At 59.4% G+C, this 17,006-nt stretch carries 13 protein-coding genes; 10 read left to right on the top strand and 3 right to left on the bottom strand.

The window, feature by feature from the left end:
- The first annotated feature begins 190 nt into the window (after positions 1 to 190).
- The gene (locus MWL89_RS10985; protein ID WP_244386025.1) at positions 191 to 574 is read left to right on the top strand and encodes a 4Fe-4S dicluster domain-containing protein; all 384 of its coding nucleotides are present in this window, start codon (positions 191 to 193) and stop codon (positions 572 to 574) included.
- On the opposite strand, the gene MWL89_RS10980 is transcribed toward MWL89_RS10985, so the two are convergent.
- Positions 571 to 1,254, bottom strand: a complete 684-nt coding sequence (locus MWL89_RS10980; RefSeq protein WP_102377654.1) for a TetR/AcrR family transcriptional regulator — start codon at positions 1,252 to 1,254, stop codon at positions 571 to 573. The genes MWL89_RS10985 and MWL89_RS10980 overlap by 4 nt on opposite strands.
- A 532-nt stretch (positions 1,255 to 1,786) precedes the next feature.
- On the opposite strand from MWL89_RS10980, the gene MWL89_RS10975 reads away from it, so the two are divergent.
- The 6 genes from MWL89_RS10975 to MWL89_RS10950 all read left to right on the top strand — a co-directional run bounded on the left by MWL89_RS10975 (position 1,787) and on the right by MWL89_RS10950 (position 9,871).
- Complete coding sequence (locus tag MWL89_RS10975) at positions 1,787 to 1,930, top strand: hypothetical protein (RefSeq protein ID WP_180994975.1); 144 nt, start codon at positions 1,787 to 1,789, stop codon at positions 1,928 to 1,930.
- Positions 1,931 to 2,053: 123 nt separating this feature from the next.
- The gene (locus MWL89_RS10970) at positions 2,054 to 4,660 is read left to right on the top strand and encodes a molybdopterin-dependent oxidoreductase (RefSeq protein ID WP_244386024.1); all 2,607 of its coding nucleotides are present in this window, start codon (positions 2,054 to 2,056) and stop codon (positions 4,658 to 4,660) included.
- Positions 4,660 to 5,466 carry a 4Fe-4S dicluster domain-containing protein gene (locus MWL89_RS10965; RefSeq protein ID WP_102377655.1) on the top strand — a complete coding sequence of 269 codons (807 nt, stop codon included), beginning with the start codon at positions 4,660 to 4,662 and terminating at the stop codon, positions 5,464 to 5,466. The genes MWL89_RS10970 and MWL89_RS10965 overlap by 1 nt, the downstream gene beginning before the upstream one ends.
- A 126-nt stretch (positions 5,467 to 5,592) precedes the next feature.
- Positions 5,593 to 7,887 carry a molybdopterin-dependent oxidoreductase gene (locus tag MWL89_RS10960; protein WP_244386023.1) on the top strand — a complete coding sequence of 765 codons (2,295 nt, stop codon included), beginning with the start codon at positions 5,593 to 5,595 and terminating at the stop codon, positions 7,885 to 7,887.
- 8 nt (positions 7,888 to 7,895) lie between these two features.
- Entirely contained in the window at positions 7,896 to 8,234 is a 339-nt protein-coding gene (locus MWL89_RS10955; protein ID WP_244386022.1) for a 4Fe-4S dicluster domain-containing protein, read from the top strand.
- 401 nt (positions 8,235 to 8,635) lie between these two features.
- Positions 8,636 to 9,871, top strand: coding sequence for an MFS transporter (locus MWL89_RS10950; protein ID WP_102377658.1), 1,236 nt, complete (start codon positions 8,636 to 8,638; stop codon positions 9,869 to 9,871).
- 814 nt (positions 9,872 to 10,685) lie between these two features.
- Here MWL89_RS10950 and MWL89_RS10945 read toward each other — a convergent pair.
- Positions 10,686 to 11,021, bottom strand: coding sequence for a 4Fe-4S dicluster domain-containing protein (locus MWL89_RS10945; RefSeq protein WP_244386021.1), 336 nt, complete (start codon positions 11,019 to 11,021; stop codon positions 10,686 to 10,688).
- Between the two features lie 10 nt (positions 11,022 to 11,031).
- On the bottom strand, positions 11,032 to 13,320 hold the full coding sequence (locus MWL89_RS10940; protein ID WP_244386020.1) for a molybdopterin-containing oxidoreductase family protein: 2,289 nt from the start codon (positions 13,318 to 13,320) through the stop codon (positions 11,032 to 11,034).
- Positions 13,321 to 13,722: 402 nt separating this feature from the next.
- Between MWL89_RS10940 and MWL89_RS10935 the strand changes: the two genes are divergently transcribed.
- The 3 genes from MWL89_RS10935 to MWL89_RS10925 all read left to right on the top strand — a co-directional run bounded on the left by MWL89_RS10935 (position 13,723) and on the right by MWL89_RS10925 (position 17,001).
- The gene (locus tag MWL89_RS10935) at positions 13,723 to 16,131 is read left to right on the top strand and encodes a molybdopterin-dependent oxidoreductase (protein ID WP_244386019.1); all 2,409 of its coding nucleotides are present in this window, start codon (positions 13,723 to 13,725) and stop codon (positions 16,129 to 16,131) included.
- Entirely contained in the window at positions 16,132 to 16,491 is a 360-nt protein-coding gene (locus tag MWL89_RS10930) for a 4Fe-4S dicluster domain-containing protein (protein WP_102377661.1), read from the top strand.
- 84 nt (positions 16,492 to 16,575) lie between these two features.
- The gene (locus MWL89_RS10925) at positions 16,576 to 17,001 is read left to right on the top strand and encodes an FKBP-type peptidyl-prolyl cis-trans isomerase (protein WP_244386018.1); all 426 of its coding nucleotides are present in this window, start codon (positions 16,576 to 16,578) and stop codon (positions 16,999 to 17,001) included.
- Positions 17,002 to 17,006: the final 5 nt, after the last annotated feature.

Raw genomic sequence — 17,006 nt, 5'->3', positions numbered from 1 at the left:
GCTGCCCGTGCAACCATTGCGGGAAATGCGCAGATCGGCAGGGTCGCTGCGTCGTGTGTCACGAGAAGCTCGCGTACCTGTTCGCGCCGAGGTGCGATGTGTGCGGCGCCGCGCAGCCGCCTGCACCGGGCAGGCCGGTCAAGGTTGCGATCGAGAAGGGAAGCGCGTCGTGCATGCGGAGCGCCGATGAATGAAGGCCTACATTGGACGGGGGTACGATATGGGCGTGAAGAAGGCTTTGCTGATTGATTACGAGTTCTGCCTCGGATGTTCGGAGTGCGAAACGGCGTGCATGCAGGCTCATGATTGCGGGCCCGATATGATGGGCATAAAGGTGACGAAGCTCGGTCCGTGGAAAACGCGCGACGGCGCTTGGCAATACGATTTCGTTCCCATCCCGACGGACTGGTGCGATCTGTGTTCCGAGCGGGTCAACAAAGGAAACAGGCCCGCTTGCGTGCGCCACTGCCAATACGGCGTGATTACCTACGGGTCGATCGACGAGCTGGTTTCGTTCGTTAAAACGAAGCCGAAGATGATGCTGTTCACCCCGAAAAGCCCCGAAAACGTTTAACGCCGAATGCCGTCGACCGATCCGAACAGGTGCTTGTCGATGTTCGCGATAGGGGAGGCTCCTTTTTGGGCAACAGTGAGCTTCTCGTACAGGGAATCCCAGATTACATCGATATGGCTGCTGTAGAATGCCCGAAGGTCCTTCTCGTCGAGCGGCCCCTTTTTCCTGAACCGATACAGATCGTTGCAGTGCCGGTACAGGCCCATGATGACCGACGAGCATAAAACGACCATATCGTTGGGCTCTATTCCCCGATTGAGCTGCTCTTGCCTGAAGAGGTTGCAGTAGATCGATTCGGTTGCGAGGATGTTCTCGAGCTCGAAGCGTGCGAACATGCCGTGCTCGTCGCGTGCCGAGTGGAGGATGTAGCTGACGTCGAACAGGCAGAACATGGCTTTGAAATCGTACACCATGGTCTCGAGCACCTTCTCTTTTACCGGCATATTGGCCGGCAGGCTGCTCGCGAACGATTTGAGCGAGTAGATATTCTCTTTGCTGAACTTCCTCAGAATCGATTCTTTGGTGGGAAAGTACTTGTACAGCGTCCTTGTGGATACGTCCGCTTCGGCCGCGATGTCGGTCAGGGTTGTCTGCTTGTATCCCTGCTCGCAGAACAGGTCGATGGCCACATCGTAGAGGTGTTGCTCGGTCAATTGCTTCTTCTCTTCGCGATTTGCCATGGAACTCCTCCCGCCGAACGTGCGCGGCCGCTACTCGGATTGCACGGGCCGTACGTACATTATAGCCGCTTAGCGAGTTCGGCGTCGGTCGAGCGGTTTCGATTTTTCGTTTGCCCGGGCGATCCCCGCAGGAAGGGGGAGCGGTCTGCCGCAGTTCGGGCAGCGATTGTCGCTTGCTTCGACAGGTGTTTTGCACAGGGGGCACGCGTGCTCAAGATCCCTCATCCATTCCCTGCATTTTCCGCACCCGTTGCAGCTGTAGCAGGCGCCCATGGAACCTCCCGTTTGTCGATGGTTGCATCGAGGCAAGATGATACGTGAAGAAAAGTAAGTTCCCGTGCGGGTGCGCCTGTGCGCCAGACGCTGCTAGAGTCAGGCGTATCGCCTGATGAGGCGCTTTTCGTTCAGGTAATTCGCGTGCCTGCGGGGCGGGGCGAAAAGCGGCTTCCGACACCGTTCGGAATGAAAAACTTACTTTTTTCTTGCTAGACTTGCGCTAGCGGAAAGCAGGCGAACGGCAAGGAAGGTTGACGTGGTATCGATGGCTCTGCACATCGACGATGCGAAGCAAAACAGGAAGAACGTGGTGTTCTCCTGGCGCTTCGTCGAGCAGAGCTTCCATAACGACAACCGCCTCTCGTGGTGGCTTTCCCATCTTTCCTCGCCGCTTGATTGATTCGGTTCATCTTTCAAGACGGGCAATCGTTTATAGCGTTCACGGTACCGGCAACGAGCGGGTCTGCCTTCTCGCGCGCCGAGCACGTGTCTGTTCCTATAGGTGAAACAAGGGGGAAGCAACGTGACAGAAAACATCAGCACCACCATTAAGACCATGGGCTTTTGCGGGCCGTGCTCGGCTTCCGAGCCTGCCGAGGTCGATGTTATGGATGGCAGGATCGTTCGTATCAGGCCGTTCGACTACCAAGCGCGCGGCGCGGAAGGCGGCAAAGAGCCGCTTGTTCGATGGGCTATCAAAGCGCGCGGCCGCGAGTTCAAGGCTGCGGAGAAATCGGAAATCACGCCGTTTGCTTTGGCGACGAAGCACCGGGTGTATTCGCCGAACCGAATCCTCTATCCCATGCGACGCGTTGATTGGGATCCAAACGGCGAGCGCAATGCCCAGAACCGTGGAAAATCGAAGTACGTCCGCATCACTTGGGACGAAGCGACACAGCTTATCGCCGATGAAATAAGGCGCGTGCACGAGCAGTACGGCGTGAACTCCATTTTCGTCCAGTCGGACGGGCATCATCAGGTGAAGACTCTTCACGGCCCGCGCGGGTGCGAGGGCGCGCTGCTCGATGTTCTGGGGGGCTACTGCCTTCAGGCGCGCAATCCCGACAGCTGGGAGGGCTGGTATTGGGGCGCCAAGCACATCTGGGGATGCGATCCCGTTGGCGAAGGCGATCAGCAGAACCTGTTTCTCGATGTGGCGCGCCATGCCGATACGGTTCTTTTCTGGGGCTGCGACGTTGTTACGACGCCGTGGGGTTGGGGAGGCCATTTCCCGAGCCGCTACTGCTTCTTCTTACGCGACATCGGCGTTCGCCAGATATACGTGTGCCCCGACGTGAATTACGGTGCCGCCGTACACGCAGACAAGTGGATTCCGGTGCTTCCCAATACCGATGCCGCCCTGCAGCTGGCGATCGCCCATACGTGGATCAAAGAGGGTACCTACGACAAGGAGTACCTCGAGACGCATTCGGTCGGGTTCGATTGGTTCGAATACCATGTCATGGGCGGCGACGACGGCATCGAGAAGACGCCCGAATGGGCCGAAGGAATATGCGGCGTGCCCGCCCGCATCATCAAGGCCCTCGCTCGCTCCTGGGCGAAGCAGAACGTATCCATCGCCCACAGCAACGGCGGCTCCTATATCCGGTCCACCTATTCGCACGAGCCGGCGCGTATGGAGGTCGCCCTGCTCGGTATGCAGGGTCTCGGCGCTCCTGGGCGCAATCAGCTGAAGATGATGGAATATCAGCTGTTCAGCCTGCCCCAGCAGACGCCCATTCCCCGTTCCAAGTTCATCCCTAACCTGTTTGCGGTGCTGCTGCCCTACGCTGCCGATACGCGCGATTCCCTCGTTCCCGAGACGCTCGTTCCCGAGGCGCTTGCCGGCGACTACAGCCACGAGAACCCGCTTACGTGGTACGGATGCACCGTTGCGGGCGTACCAGTCGAGGATCAATTCCGTAAAATGCAGTACCCCGCCGAGGGATCCGAGCGTATCCATATGGTGTGGATCGACTCGCCCAAATGGACGTCTTCGTGGAACGGGGGCTACAAGTTCATCGAAGCGCTGCATTCTGATTTGATCGAATGCGTCGTCGCCCAGCATATCTGGATGGAGGACGATTGCCTGCTCGCCGATATCATTCTTCCCGTGAACACGAAATTCGAGGAGCGCGACATCAACTGCGACATCATGTCGGGCAACTACAACACGCTTGTGCTCGAAGAACAATCGATCGAGCCGCTCGGCGAATCGAAGAGCGATTGGGAGTGCGCGGTTGCCGTAGCCGAAAAGCTCGGTGTTGTCGATGAGCTGACGGAAGGCAAGAGCCTCGACGATAAGATGCGCATCGGGTTCGAGAGCTCCGGCGTCCAGGATTACCTGTCGTTTGACGAGTTCCTCGAAAAGAAGAGCTTCATCGTGCCTCCTGCCGAGGGGTGGGAGAACGATCCCGCGGGCTTCTTCGGTTTCTACACCGATCCCCAAAAGCACCCCCTCACCACGCCGTCGGGCCTGATCGAATACTATTCTTCGCGCCTTGCCGAAAAGTTTCCCGATGACAAAGAGCGCATGCCGTATCCGCGTTGGATCGAAAAGGGCGAGACGCATCCCGATGAGCGTCTGACTACGCCACGCGCCGAAAAGTATCCCTTTCTGCTCGTTTCGAACCATCCTCATTGGCGCTTGCATTCCCAGTTGGATGACTGCGCATGGTTCAGGGAAATCAAAACCTGCAAGGTCGCAGGCCCGGACGGATACGCTTACGAGCCGGTTTGGATCAACCCGGTCGATGCCGGGAAACTCGGGTTGGCGTCGGGCGACATCGTCAGGATTTACAACGACCGCGGTTGGACGATGGGCGGCGTGTACGTGACCGAGCGCATTCGTCCCCGAACCGTACTGCAGGATCACGGTGCTCGCATGGATCCCATCGAACTCGGCGTGTCGGACCGAGGAGGAACGAACAACCTGATCGCACCCAAAGCCATTGCGTCGAAAAACTGCGCAGGCGAAGTGACGAGCGGGTATTTGGTGGGTATTGAAAAAGTAGATGTTTTCGAGCTGGCAAAACAGTATCCCGAGGCTTTCTCTCGTCCGTACGACCCCGAGACCGGACCGCTGCACATCGTGGATGCATGGCTTGAAGATGGCGAGGAGGTGCGCTGATGAAGGTATTCATTGTCGATATTGCAAAGTGCAACGGGTGCTACGGGTGCCAGGTGGCATGCAAAGACGAGCATGTGGGAAACGCATGGGAGCCATATGCGCTCCCACAGCCCAACACCGGTCAATTTTGGATGCGCGTTAAAGAAAAGGATCACGGCCAAGTGCCCAAGGTGTGTGTGGAGTACACTCCCTGGCCGTGCATGCACTGCGACGATCCGTTGTGCAAGCAAGCGGCGCCCGATGCGGTCTATAAGCGCGATGACGGCTTGGTGATCATCGATCCCGTCAAAGCGAAGGGCCGCCGCGAACTGGTTGAAGCGTGTCCCTACGGCGCTGTTTTCTACAACGAGGAGCTCGATGTGGCGCAGAAGTGCACCGGGTGCGCCCATTTGGTAGACGAGGGGAAGGTGCCTCACTGCGTCGACCTGTGCGCCACCGGGGGCCTGAGGTTCGGCGACGAGGAAGATTTCGCCGAAGAGATAGCGCGCGCTGAAACGTTCGTGCCGCAGGACGGATGCAAGCCCCGCGTGTACTACTTGAACCTGCCGCACTTGTTTATCGCGGGGGATGTATGGGACCCCGTCGAAAATGAAATCATCGAAGGCGCCCGGGTGACGCTTACGATGCCCGATGGCTCGGTGCGCGAAACCGAGACCGATGATTTCGGAGACTTCTACTTCCGCCGCATCGACGAGGGCGCGTACAGCGTGAGGATCGAAGCGGAAGGATTCGAGCCGGCTGAGAGGTGCGGGATCGATTTGAGGGAAAGCCTCAATCTGGGCGATTTTCCGCTTGCGAAAGCTTAATGGAACGCGCGCCGCATCGGGTGCCCCCGTGCGGCGCGCAAGACGAGGACAGTGCAAAGCGCGGCTGCTCGATTCGTCGAACGGCGGTTCGCGTGGGACGAGGATAAGGAAGCGAGAGGAGTTGCAATGCCAACATTGCATTTCAACGAGCATGCATCGCCTGCGATGGCCGAGCTCGACGACGGCACGAAGGTGTACCGTACCTGCTCAGCCGGAATCGGGTGCCATAACCTAGGATGCGGTCTCAAGGTGTTCGTGAAGGACGGAAAGCTCGTCAAGGTGGAGGGCGACGAGGAGAACCCCATCAGCAAAGGTCGCCTGTGCGTCCGGTGCCTGACGGCCAAGGAGTATTACTACCATAAGGATAGAATCCTCCATCCGATGAAGCGTGCTCGCGAAGACCGAGGCAAGGATGCTTGGGAGCGCATCAGCTGGGACGAAGCGCTCGACACCATCATCGACCGCTATCGGGAGACCGTCGATGCGTACGGCATCGGCGCGGTGAGCGTATGGTGCGGTACGGGGCGCGAGGCAAGCCAAATCCACTTCCAGATGGCAAACGACGTATTCGGTACGGTGAATGCCGTCCATCCCAACAGCGGCTGGTCCTGCATCGTGCCGCGCATGGCGGCGATGCTCTGGACTATGGGAAGCTCGTATATCGAGGCAGACAATTCCATCGGATTCCCCGATCGCTACGACGATCCTCGGTGGGTGTGTCCGAATTACATGCTCGTATGGGGGCGTGACCCCTTGCGGTCGAATCCCGATGGGCTGTTCGGCCATTCCATCGTCGAGATGATGAAGCTCGGCATGAAGCTCATCGTTGCCGACCCCCGCGTGAACTGGCTCGCAACGCGTGCCGAAGTGCACCTTCAGCTGCGTCCTGGAACCGACGGTGCTCTGGCTTTGGGCCTGCTCAACGTAGTTATCGAGGAGGATCTCTACGATCACGGGTTCGTCGATGCATGGTGCTACGGTTTCGAGCAGCTTGCCGAGCGCGTAAAGGAGTATCCTGTCGACAAGGTCGCTGCGATCACCGAGGTCGACGCCGAAGACATACGGGCTGCTGCCCGCTGTATCGCCCAGAGCCCCTCGACGCTTTCGATGGGTTTGGCGGTCGATCAGAATCCCAACACGTTGCAGATAGGACATGCCCTGCTTTCCCTGTTCGCGATTACGGGCAGTATGGATGTGCCCGGCGGTTGCTTCATGGGCATCCCCCCGATTTTTGCGGGCATGGCGGAAAACGCGCCGACCGAAGAAGGCGAAGGCGAACCTGAGGGTCTTGCCCTCTACGGTAACATCGGCGTCGAGCCGCTCGGGCACGATCGGTACCCGGCGATGAGCGCCATCGTGAACACAACGCATCCCGATGCGACGCTCGACGTACTCGAGACGAACGTCCCGTACAAAATCCGCTTCGCCTACGTGTTCGGGCACAATGCCATTTCCTGCATGGTTCCCCAGCCCAAGCGATGGCTCGAGGCCATGCGCAAGATCGACTTCGTGGCCGTAGCCGATCTGTTCATGACGCCCACCATCATGGGCGTCGCCGATATCGTGTTGCCCGCAGCAACCTTCTTCGAGAAAGAGGGGTACGTTTCGAACAACAACGCCTCGCAACCCGGTCAGATGGGCGCCATCATCCCTGTTCTCGAGCCTCGGGGGGAGTGCCGCGCCGATCTCGAGATTATGCTCGAGCTGCACCGTCGGCTCTATCCGAACAGCGCAAAGCCCGGATGGGCGTCGCCCGCCGATTTTATCGACAGCCAGTTGGGAAAGATGCGCGATGTCGATGCGTCGTACGAGGACCTCTGCGAACACGTTATCGGCCAGTACGAGATCGAATACAAGAAGTACGAGAAGGGCCTGCTTCGGGCCGACGGAACGCCGGGGTTCAACACGCCGACGGGCCGCATCGAGCTGTATTCGACGGTGCTGCAAAACCTCGGAGACGATCCGCTGCCGTACTACATCGAACCGAAGTTCAGCGCCGTCTCGCGCCCCGATCTAGCTGCGGAGTATCCCCTTACCGTCACGACGGGCGGACGTCGCTTCACGTCGTTTCATTCCGAGAACCGCCAGATCGAAACGCTGCGCGAGATACATCCGTGGCCTACGGTGCAGATCCATCCCGATACCGCCGCCGACTACGGCATATCGGAGGGTTCGTGGGTGTATGTCGAAAACCACCTCGGAAAGGTTAAGATGCGCGCACATCTCACTCCCATCGTGAAGGGGGGCGTGGTGAACTGCGACCACGGATGGTGGCTTCCCGAGGCCGACCCCGAGAACCTCTACGACGTGTTCCAGGTGAACGTGAACCAGCTCATTCCGCATGAGGAGAACGGGCCGCTTGGCTTCGGAACCCACTACAAGAGCATGCCCTGCAAGATCTATCGGGCAGACGAGAGTTAGGAGCGACGATGACCCAATACGGTCTTCTGATAGACAACGAATACTGCACGGGCTGCCATTCCTGCGAGGTTGCGTGCAAGAACGAACGCAGCCTTCCCCGTGGCCAATGGGGCATCAAGGTGCTCGAGCTCGGTCCTTGGAAACTGCAAGACAACAAGCATTGGGAGTACCGCTACATTCCCGTGCCCACATCCTCGTGCGACCTGTGCGAGGACCGGGTGGCAGCGGGGGAGAAGCCGAGCTGCGTGCATCATTGCCTGGCGAGCGCGATGGAATACGGAACGCTTGAAAGCCTGGCGGCGAAGATGGCCGAAAAGGGAAAGATGGCATCCATTTTCATACCCTGACGGAAGGTCTGGCAGAAGGAAGGCTGTGTTCAACACCGCTTGAGAACCCGTCGCGCAGAGGCTGGCAGCGAGCGTTCGCGCGACGGGCGAACGCGGTACGCAAAAGTGGTTTTATCAGCGTGCGATCAGGTGTTTTTTACGATCCCGTTCGCTGTTCAAAACTTACTTTTTGTCACCCATACTCATAGGTAGCAGGTTTGATCGCGAGGACGTCGGCCCTGGGCTACCTGACTCCGGCGAGTCGTTTTTGCAAAGGCCTCTGAGCTTGGAAAGTCGTTTTTGCAAAGATCTCTAGTGATTGTCGGGAACCAGGGGAGATGCTGGCGTGATAGGGGGTGAGGGAAGGTTTCTCCGAGCGATCCAACAAAGGCTTAGTATCTTATTACAAAGGAGGAAGATCCATGTCTGAGAAAACAAAGATATCTGCCGGCCAGATCGGCGTCTTTGCTGCATTGATGTGCATGTACTTTATCGCGCCGACGCATAGTGCCGTGAACGTTGCTTCGACGGGGCTCATGAGCACGTACGGCGTCGATGCGAATGCCATTTCGTATATGGTTTCCATCACGAATCTTCTCGAGATTCCCGCTGCGTTCGTCATCGGCCTTGTTGCCGGCCGCAAGCTGAGCTATCGCGTATGCGCCCTGCTCGCTACGGCGCTCGTGTTCATCGGCGGCCTGCCCACGTTCCTCGGCGCGGCGCTTCCCTGGGAGGGCATTCTCGTCACGCGTGCGATCCTCGGCCTCGGCCTCGGTTGCTTTATGCCCGTTGTGCTCGGCGTTATCACGCTCATGTTTCAGAAGGAGTCCGTGCGCGCAACCATGATGAGCGTCGCATCGGTCATCTTCAACATCGGCATGATCGTGACCACCAATGTGGCCGGCATCCTCGGCGCCATCTCGTGGAACCTCGCTTGGGGCATCTACCTGTTCTCGCTCGTCCCGTTCGTGCTGTGCATTTTCCTGCTGACCCCCAAAAACGTTCCCGCTGTTCCCGAAACCGACGACAAGGGTGAGAAGGTTAAGATAAAGCTCCCCGTTTCCGGCTGGCTTCTGCTCGTTCTGTTCCTCGGCGGCATCATCATGAGCCAATCGCTGTTCAACCTCGGCGGAGCAACCATCGGTGCGGTCGTGGACAATCCGGCGGTTATCGGTACCATCTTCTCCCTGTTCTCCGTCGGCGCCATTGCGGCGGCTCTCCTGTTCGGCCCTGCGTACAAGTTCCTCAATGCCAGCGTTATCCCCGTATTCTGGATCGTCGGCATTGCGGGTTACGTTCTGTGGTACGTTGCTCACGTTACAGGCAACGTCGCATTGTTCTACGTGGCCATCATCCTTGCCGGATTCGGCACCAACACGATGACCGTCGGCGTGCCGATGCTGCTTTCGACGTTTGTGGCTCCCGCCATCGTCGGTGCGGTGATGGGCTTCAGCTACGTGTTTCAGAATGGCGGTGGATTCCTCGCTTCGCCGATCGACCAGCTGGTTTCCACGGTTGCTGGCGCAGATGCCATCATGAGTTCGGTGTGGATCTTCAATATAGTCATCGGCGTCATCGTGCTCATCGGCTTGTTCTACGTGGCCAAGAAAGCCAAGAAGATGAGCGCCGACAAGGCAGCCGAGCCTTCGGAGGCGTAGAGCGCGCATCTGAAGCATGCAGGCGCAGGCGCATGCGCAAACGGGTGGTCGCTTCGGCGGGCACCCGTTTTTTGCGCTTCGGAAGGCGACGGGTTTCCCGCCGTTTTTCGGCGACGCGGCGAACATCTTGAGAAGGAGATCGCGCAAGACGGCCTTAACGGGGCGATGAGGCGTCTTCGATAGGATGCAGACGGCATGGGCCCTTGTAGCTGCGTTGCCGCTGCGGGCATTGCGCGGCGATGGGATTCGGCCTCTGCCGAGACGATCCGCCGGAAGAGCGGGGCGGGGCGCTTTTCCGGCCGAGATGCTCCGGCTTTACGTTGTCCAGCGAGCGCCGAAATACGGGTTTTTCATCGTTGTGTTGCGCGCGCGAGCGCGGAATCGCCTCTCGCCTTTTCGCCATCAGGGAAAACGCATCGCGCGATCTTTCTCAACGAGAAGCGAGCGGCAGATTCGGGCTTCTAGCGCAACACAACGATGAAAAACCTGACATGCGAAGCCGTTAGGGCTTCCGAGTGCGGTGCTTCGGGAAACAGCGTGCATGCAAGGGCGTTTTCCGCTTTGAATCCGCGATGGGCGCGCCTTGGCGCAAGGGCCCTGATCGCAGCGGCGTTTCCGAGCCCAAGGCGAACGTGCTCCGATACCGGTTTCGGCAGCAGAGGCCCTCTTCGGTGTCGGCGGCGGCTCGGGTGCGTCGGAAGGTTCGAAAACGAGGAAGCCCCCGGCTTTAAGTGAGCCGGGGGCTTCCTGTCAGCATATCTACGCGGCTTTGCAGTCGGCCTTCGATATTCTCTCGTCGTCGATGCGCGGTGCCCTACGGCAAGAAGATCGCCGCCTTGGAACCCTTCTCATCGAGCTTCTTCGAGAGCTTCTCAACCGGTCCCCACTCGATGACGTTTGCGAGGCAGTGCAGCGCGCAGGTGGGGATTCCCCCCGCGTTCACGCGGTCTTCGCACATATCGCAGTAGCTCGTCGGGAACGGAAGGTAGTTCCATTCGAGCTTGCCTTCTTCCATTTCGAAGGGGCCGAACTCGACTACCTTGATGCCCCATTTGTCCAGGGGAAAATCGTGCTCGTTCTTGCATGCGAGCTCGCAGCTTTGGCAGCCGGTGCAGTACTGATAATCGATCAGCAGTCCGTTTTTACTCATGATCGCCTCCTTAGCCGAGCACGCGCTCTTCGTTCGGGGTCCTGTACACCTTTACCGGAACCTGCTTGTAGGGGGCTCCGAAGCCCATCTTGCCAAGTACGCGGTGAGGAATGAGGCTGTTGACGTTGGATTTCCAAACCCCGTACAGGTTCGGCTCCTCGCCGTCTTCCTCCGGATACCACCAGCCGTGCGCCGCGGCCACGACATCCTTGCGAACGACGGGGGTCACCTTGGCGATCTCGTGCGCGCTGCCCCACGGGTTCTCGATCGTCACCTCGTCGCCGGTCTTGATGCCGAGCTTCTCGGCGGCTTCGGGGTGGATTTCGAGGTACGGTTCGGGCGTGAGCTGCCGCAGGCTGGGGATCTGGCGATGCTCGGAGTGGAACGAAGCGAAGTAGCGGGCGCCCGTCGTGCACATGAACGGGTACTCCTTCGCGAGGTCGGGGCGCGCTTCGGCGCCGAGCTTCGGCGGGAAGTAGTACGGCAGCGGGTCGTCGCCGAGCGACTGGTAGCCGGTCGACCACAGCTCGACGCGGCCGGTGGTCGTTTGGAAGCCCGGTTGCCCGTCGGCGCGGATGAGCCCGCGCTCGTGCTTGCGGTACCCGCCGATGTCGTTGGTCGCAACGACCTTTTCGGAAAGTTCTTCCCACGTGGTGTCCATCTTGCCCACGTCGTCGGTCAGGTATTCCTCGACCGTTTTGAACGGATACTCCTCGCCGTAGGCCTTCTCGTAGAACGCGTTTCCGAAGTGGATGAGCATTTCGAGGTCGGATTTGCATTCGCCGACCTGCAGCCCCTTGTTGATGGCGCCTGCAATGCCCATCTGGCAGCCTTGGTTCGTCATGACGATGCCGTCGTGCTCGGCCCAGGTAGCCAGAGGCAGCACCACGTCGGCGAGCGCCATGACGGTCGGGGTCATGAACATCTCTTTGGCTACGGTGAACTCCATCTTCATGAGCGCATCGTGCCAGCGTTTAGGTTGTGCAGAGCAGGTGGGGGAGAGCAGGTTCGTGGAATCGAGCCATGCCATCTTGAGCTCGTAGGGGCGTCCCGTTTCGAGGGCTTCGAGCGTGATGTCGGGATGCGTTGTGTTCAGGAGCACTTTCACGATGGGGTAGGTATCCCATCCGATGCACTTGTTTTTGAGCTCGTCGCTCATGAAATCGGTAGCGCCAGTCATTTCGAATTGCATCTGCACGCCGACAACCGTTCCTCCGGGCACATCGAGGTTGCCGGTGATGGCGGCCATGGCGATGAGGCACTGCGTAACCTGGCAGCCGTTGGGGTTCTGATCGACGGCAACGCCCATGAGCAGGCTCCAGTGGTGCTCGCCGTCAAAGCCGAGCTTGCGGGCGCATACGCGGATCTCGTCGGCCGTGATGCCGCACGTCTCGGCAGCGAATTCGGGCGTATACTCCTGCACGCGCTCGGCGAGCTCATCGAAGCCGTAGCACCACTTGTCGACGAACTCGTGATCTATCAGATCCTCGTTGATGAGGACGTTCAATATGGCGAGACAGAGGGCGCCGTCGGTGCCGGGGATGATCTGCAGCACCTGGTCGGCGCGGGTTGCAAGCCAGTTTACGCGAGGATCGACCATGATGAGCTTGCTGCCGCGCTTCATGATCTCGATAAGCGCGTGTCCCCATAGGCCGTCGGGATTGGACTTCAGGGGCTCTTTTCCCAGGCAGAATACGTAGTCGGGGCGCGTCCATTCCGGATCGTCCCACACGTCGAGGGACCCGCCGTTGAAGTCGAGCTCGATGTAGGCGCTGCCGAGCATCATGGTCATGGCGGTTTGGCGCGGACCCATGCACGACCAGCCCGATTGCGCATAGCAGTTGTTCGGGGTCCTCAGCACTTTGGATGAAAGCGTGAAGCCGTAGCGAACGGCCTCGCGGCCCGTTCCCATGTACACGCAGATCGATTCCGATCCGTACTTCGCGCGAATCTCCTCGGTTTTCGAGACGATGAGCTCGGTCGCTTCGTCCCAGCTGATTCGCTCCCACTTGTCGAGGCCGCGGTCCTCGCGGGCGCGCTTCATGGGGTAGAGAATGCGATCGGGGTGATAGACGGCCTCTTTGAGCGCAAGGCACCGGGGGCACAGACGCCCTTGCGTAAGCTGATGGTCGGGATCGCCCTCCACCTTGATAAGCTCGCCGTCTTTGACGAACAACCGAATGCCGCATCCGACTGCGTGGCAGCCCGGCGGCGACCAGGCGCAGGTGCGGATGATCTTCGTGCCGTCGTCGAGCACTTGCTCTTTCGGCGCGGGATTGTCTTTGAAATGAAAAGCCATTCTGCACTCCTGTCTTTATGCATGCGCGCGCCCTGCCGGGGCTCTGCGCATTGGTTTGAAAGAGAGGTCTTCTGATTGCTTGGCAGGGAAATCCTAAAGGCAAACAAGTAAGTTTCCCAGAGCCCAAATCGGGTGCGGACGGCCTCGGCACCCTTGCCTGGCGTATGGTTCGGCACCTTAAAAACTTACTTTTTATCATCTATCTTGTGGGCAGCGCACACGCCGTAGACCAAGCGTCGGGTCGAGGCGGCCACCGCGCCGCGCTGTGCCGCACGGGTGCGTACGGGGCATTGCGCGGCAGATGTTTCAGGCGGTGCGATAGAAGCGATCTGATTGCTTGGCAGCCGCAGGACGTGCGGTGCAACGATTGCAGATACTTGAGGGCGACGAGAGGAGAAAGGTATGGTTAAACGCATCGAAATGGAGGTGGAGCAGGGCGGCACGAACGAGGTGCGCCCTGACTTCTTCCGCGAGCCGCCGGTCAAATACACCGGCGGCGACCTGCCGTGGCAATGGGAGGAAGACGGCATGATCGCCACGCGCACCGGCGCGTGGGCGGCTCCCGGCTGCCACGACGGCTGCGGAGTTATCGTCTATACCGATAAGGAGACGGGCAAGTTCGTCAAAGTGGAGGGCGACGAGGAGAGCCCCTACTACCAGGGCCGTCTGTGCGCGCGCTGCATCGCGCTCAAAGAGGCGGTGTACCATCCCGACCGCGTGCTCTACCCGATGAAGCGCGATCCGAAAGACCGTGGAAGAGCCGATAAGTGGGAGCGCGTCACGTGGGACGAGGCGTACGCGTTGATCAAGAGCAAGTTCGACGCGATCAAAGCGGAGTCAGGGGCGAAATCCGTGGTGTTCCACCTGGGGACGGGGCGAGGGACGGCTCCCTATATGACGCGCTTGCAGTACGCATTCGGATCGGTCCAGTACGCCTACATGCTCTCGGGCAACAGCTGCTACGTACCGCGCGTGGCGGCGTGCAACGTGCTTATGGGCACATACTGCGTCCCGGACTGCTCGCAGAACCACTTCGATCGCTACGAACACGAGGGATGGGTGCCGCCGAAGAACATCTTCGTATGGGGGAACAATCCGCTCGTGTCGAACGCCGACGGCAACCTCGGTCACTGGGTGGTCGATTGCATGAAGCGCGGCAGCAAGCTCGTGGTCGTCGACCCGAAGCTGACCTGGCTCGCCGCAAAAGCCGATCTGTGGCTGCAGATTCGCTGCGGCACCGACTCGGCGCTTGCGCTCGCCATGGGCAAGTACATCGTGGAAAACGATCTGTACGATCATGAGTTCGTGGAATCCTGGTGCTACGGGTTCGAGGAGTACTACGAGGCTACGCGCGAGTGGACGCTCGAGCGCGCCGCCGAAGTGACGTGGATCCCCGAGGAGAAGATTGCCCGCGCAGCACGGATGATGGCCGAAAAACCCACTTCGGTCCAATGGGGCCTCGCGCTCGATATGACCATGGAGTGCTTGGCGGGATCTGCAGCCGTCGTCGATCTGTGGTCCATTACGGGGCAGATCGATATCCCCGGCGGCATGGTGACGGTGCACCAGCCCTTTAACATCCAAACGTGGAATCCGCCCGATCCAGCCGAATGCCTGACCATCGAAGAGCAGAAGACGCGCATCGGCGGCGAAGATTTCCCCGCGCTCAAGTATTCGGGCGTGGTGCTGACGCAGGCGGACATGACCGTCGATCAGATGCTGACGAACCGTCCGTACAAGATCCGCGCGAACTGGATCCAGTCGACCAATCCGCTTTCGTGCACGGCGCAGGAGCCCAACACGCGCATGGAGCAGGCATACAAGAACGCCGAGTTCAACGTTATGGTCGATCCGTTCATGACGCCGACGGCGCAGGCGTGTTGCGACGTGTTTCTGCCGGTATGCATGTATCCAGAGCGCAACGGCATCCGTTCGATATACTACCATGTGCAAACGACGAACAAGGCTTGCCAAGCGCTCGGCGAGAGCAAATCCGACATGGAGATATGCTGGGAGCTCGGTCGCCAGTGGAACGATACGCTGTGGCCCGGCGAGACGCTCGAGGAGTTCTTCACCTTTACGATGAAGGAAACGGGCATGTCGTTCGAGGAGGCTCGCGAGGAGAACTGGATCTACCCCGAGTACCATTACGAGAAATTCCGTACGGGCGAGCAGCGCCCCGACGGCAATCTCGGCTTCAACACGCCGACGGGTCGCATCGAGCTGTATTCGACGCTGTTCGGGCAGTGGGGGCAGAAGCCGGTGCCGCACTACGCCGAACCCCCGTACAGCCCCAATCAAGTTCCGGAGCGCTTCGATCGAGACGAGTACCTCGAGAAGTATCCGCTTATCATGACGACGGGTGCGCGTCAGTGGGCGTCGTTCCATTCGGAGCATCGCCAGATCCCCCATCTGCGGGCGCTTCATCCGAATCCCGAGTTCGAAATCGCTCCCGAAACCGCCGAGCGCTACGGCGTCAAGCAGGGTGACTGGTGCTGGATCGAAAACCATCTCGGCCGCGTGCAGCTCAAAGCCAACGTGCAGCCTGTTTTGGATCCATCGACCATTTCGCTCGACCATGCCTGGTGGTTCCCCGAGCGCAATCCCGAAGACGAGGGTGCGGGGTGTTACGACACGTACGTGTCGAACGCCAACGTCATCATCGAAGCGGGCTGCGGCGAGAGCGGTTTCGGAAACAACTGCAAGTCGCACATGTGCCGCGTTTACCCGTGCGAACCCGAAGAGATCATCGGCGACACCGACATGGACAAGATCGTCGAGCGCTTTGCGATGAACGAGGAGTTGGTGTAAATGGCGAACGAACAAGCCTACGGCCTGCTGATCAATTACGAGTTTTGCACAGGCTGCCATTCGTGCGAAGTCTCTTGCCAGATGGAGCACGATCTGCCGGTCGACCGTTGGGGCATCAAGATCCAGAAGATCGGCCCCTGGCATATCGGCGGTGACGATTACCAGTACGATTTCGTGCCGGTGCCGACCGACCAATGCAACCTTTGCGCCGAGCGCACGGCAAAAGGCAAAAAGCCGTTGTGCGTGAAGCATTGCCAGAGCCTGGTCATGCAGTACGGGCCGGTCGACGAACTGGTTGCCAATTTCGACGGCAAGAGCAAGTACGCGATTTTCGTACCGAAAGCGGGTACGGCGCAATAAGGTCGATGCGCATCGCGCGCTTTCGCGCCGGGGGCTTGCGGGCCCCCGGCGGACCTTGCGCAGAAAACCGAAAGGAGCGAGACGATGACGAGCTATGGGAAGACGGCAGTTGTCGAGTACGTTGGAAGGCTCGACGACGGTACGGTGTTCGACAGTACCGAGGGGATCGAGCCGCTCGAGTTCGTGGTGGGATCGGGTACGGTCATACACGGGTTCGACGAAGCGGTTCTGCATATGAACGTCGGCGACCGTACGACAGTGGTCGTACCCGCCCGCGAGGCGTACGGCGAATACGACGAAGGCAGGATCGAACACGGTCCCATGTATGCGATCCCGAACGCGAAGGATACCGAGGTCGGCAAACTGTTTTATTTCGTCGATGAGGGCGATATGCGTTTTCCTGCCAGGGTACTCGAGGTGAACGAAGGCATCGCGACCATCGATTTCAACCATCCCCTTGCCGGGAAGGATCTGACGTTCGACATAGCGCTCGTCGGCGAGAAGGGCTGATGCCC

The organism is Raoultibacter timonensis, assembly GCF_022845715.1.
GTDB lineage: Bacteria > Actinomycetota > Coriobacteriia > Coriobacteriales > Eggerthellaceae > Raoultibacter > Raoultibacter timonensis.
The sequence above is the reverse complement of the archived record's forward strand: the minus strand, read 5'-3'. Positions and strand labels throughout refer to the sequence as shown.

Excerpts from the sequence above, each read along its gene's own strand:
- MWL89_RS10945 (WP_244386021.1), bottom strand. The coding sequence starts at position 11,021 with ATGAGTAAAAACGGACTGCTGATCGATTATCAGTACTGCACCGGCTGC.
- MWL89_RS10960 (WP_244386023.1), top strand. The coding sequence starts at position 5,593 with ATGCCAACATTGCATTTCAACGAGCATGCATCGCCTGCGATGGCCGAG.
- MWL89_RS10955 (WP_244386022.1), top strand. The coding sequence starts at position 7,896 with ATGACCCAATACGGTCTTCTGATAGACAACGAATACTGCACGGGCTGC.
- MWL89_RS10985 (WP_244386025.1), top strand. The coding sequence starts at position 191 with ATGAAGGCCTACATTGGACGGGGGTACGATATGGGCGTGAAGAAGGCT.
- MWL89_RS10925 (WP_244386018.1), top strand. The coding sequence starts at position 16,576 with ATGACGAGCTATGGGAAGACGGCAGTTGTCGAGTACGTTGGAAGGCTC.
- MWL89_RS10980 (WP_102377654.1), bottom strand. The coding sequence starts at position 1,254 with ATGGCAAATCGCGAAGAGAAGAAGCAATTGACCGAGCAACACCTCTAC.
- MWL89_RS10935 (WP_244386019.1), top strand. The coding sequence starts at position 13,723 with ATGGTTAAACGCATCGAAATGGAGGTGGAGCAGGGCGGCACGAACGAG.
- MWL89_RS10965 (WP_102377655.1), top strand. The coding sequence starts at position 4,660 with ATGAAGGTATTCATTGTCGATATTGCAAAGTGCAACGGGTGCTACGGG.
- MWL89_RS10950 (WP_102377658.1), top strand. The coding sequence starts at position 8,636 with ATGTCTGAGAAAACAAAGATATCTGCCGGCCAGATCGGCGTCTTTGCT.
- MWL89_RS10940 (WP_244386020.1), bottom strand. The coding sequence starts at position 13,320 with ATGGCTTTTCATTTCAAAGACAATCCCGCGCCGAAAGAGCAAGTGCTC.
- MWL89_RS10930 (WP_102377661.1), top strand. The coding sequence starts at position 16,132 with ATGGCGAACGAACAAGCCTACGGCCTGCTGATCAATTACGAGTTTTGC.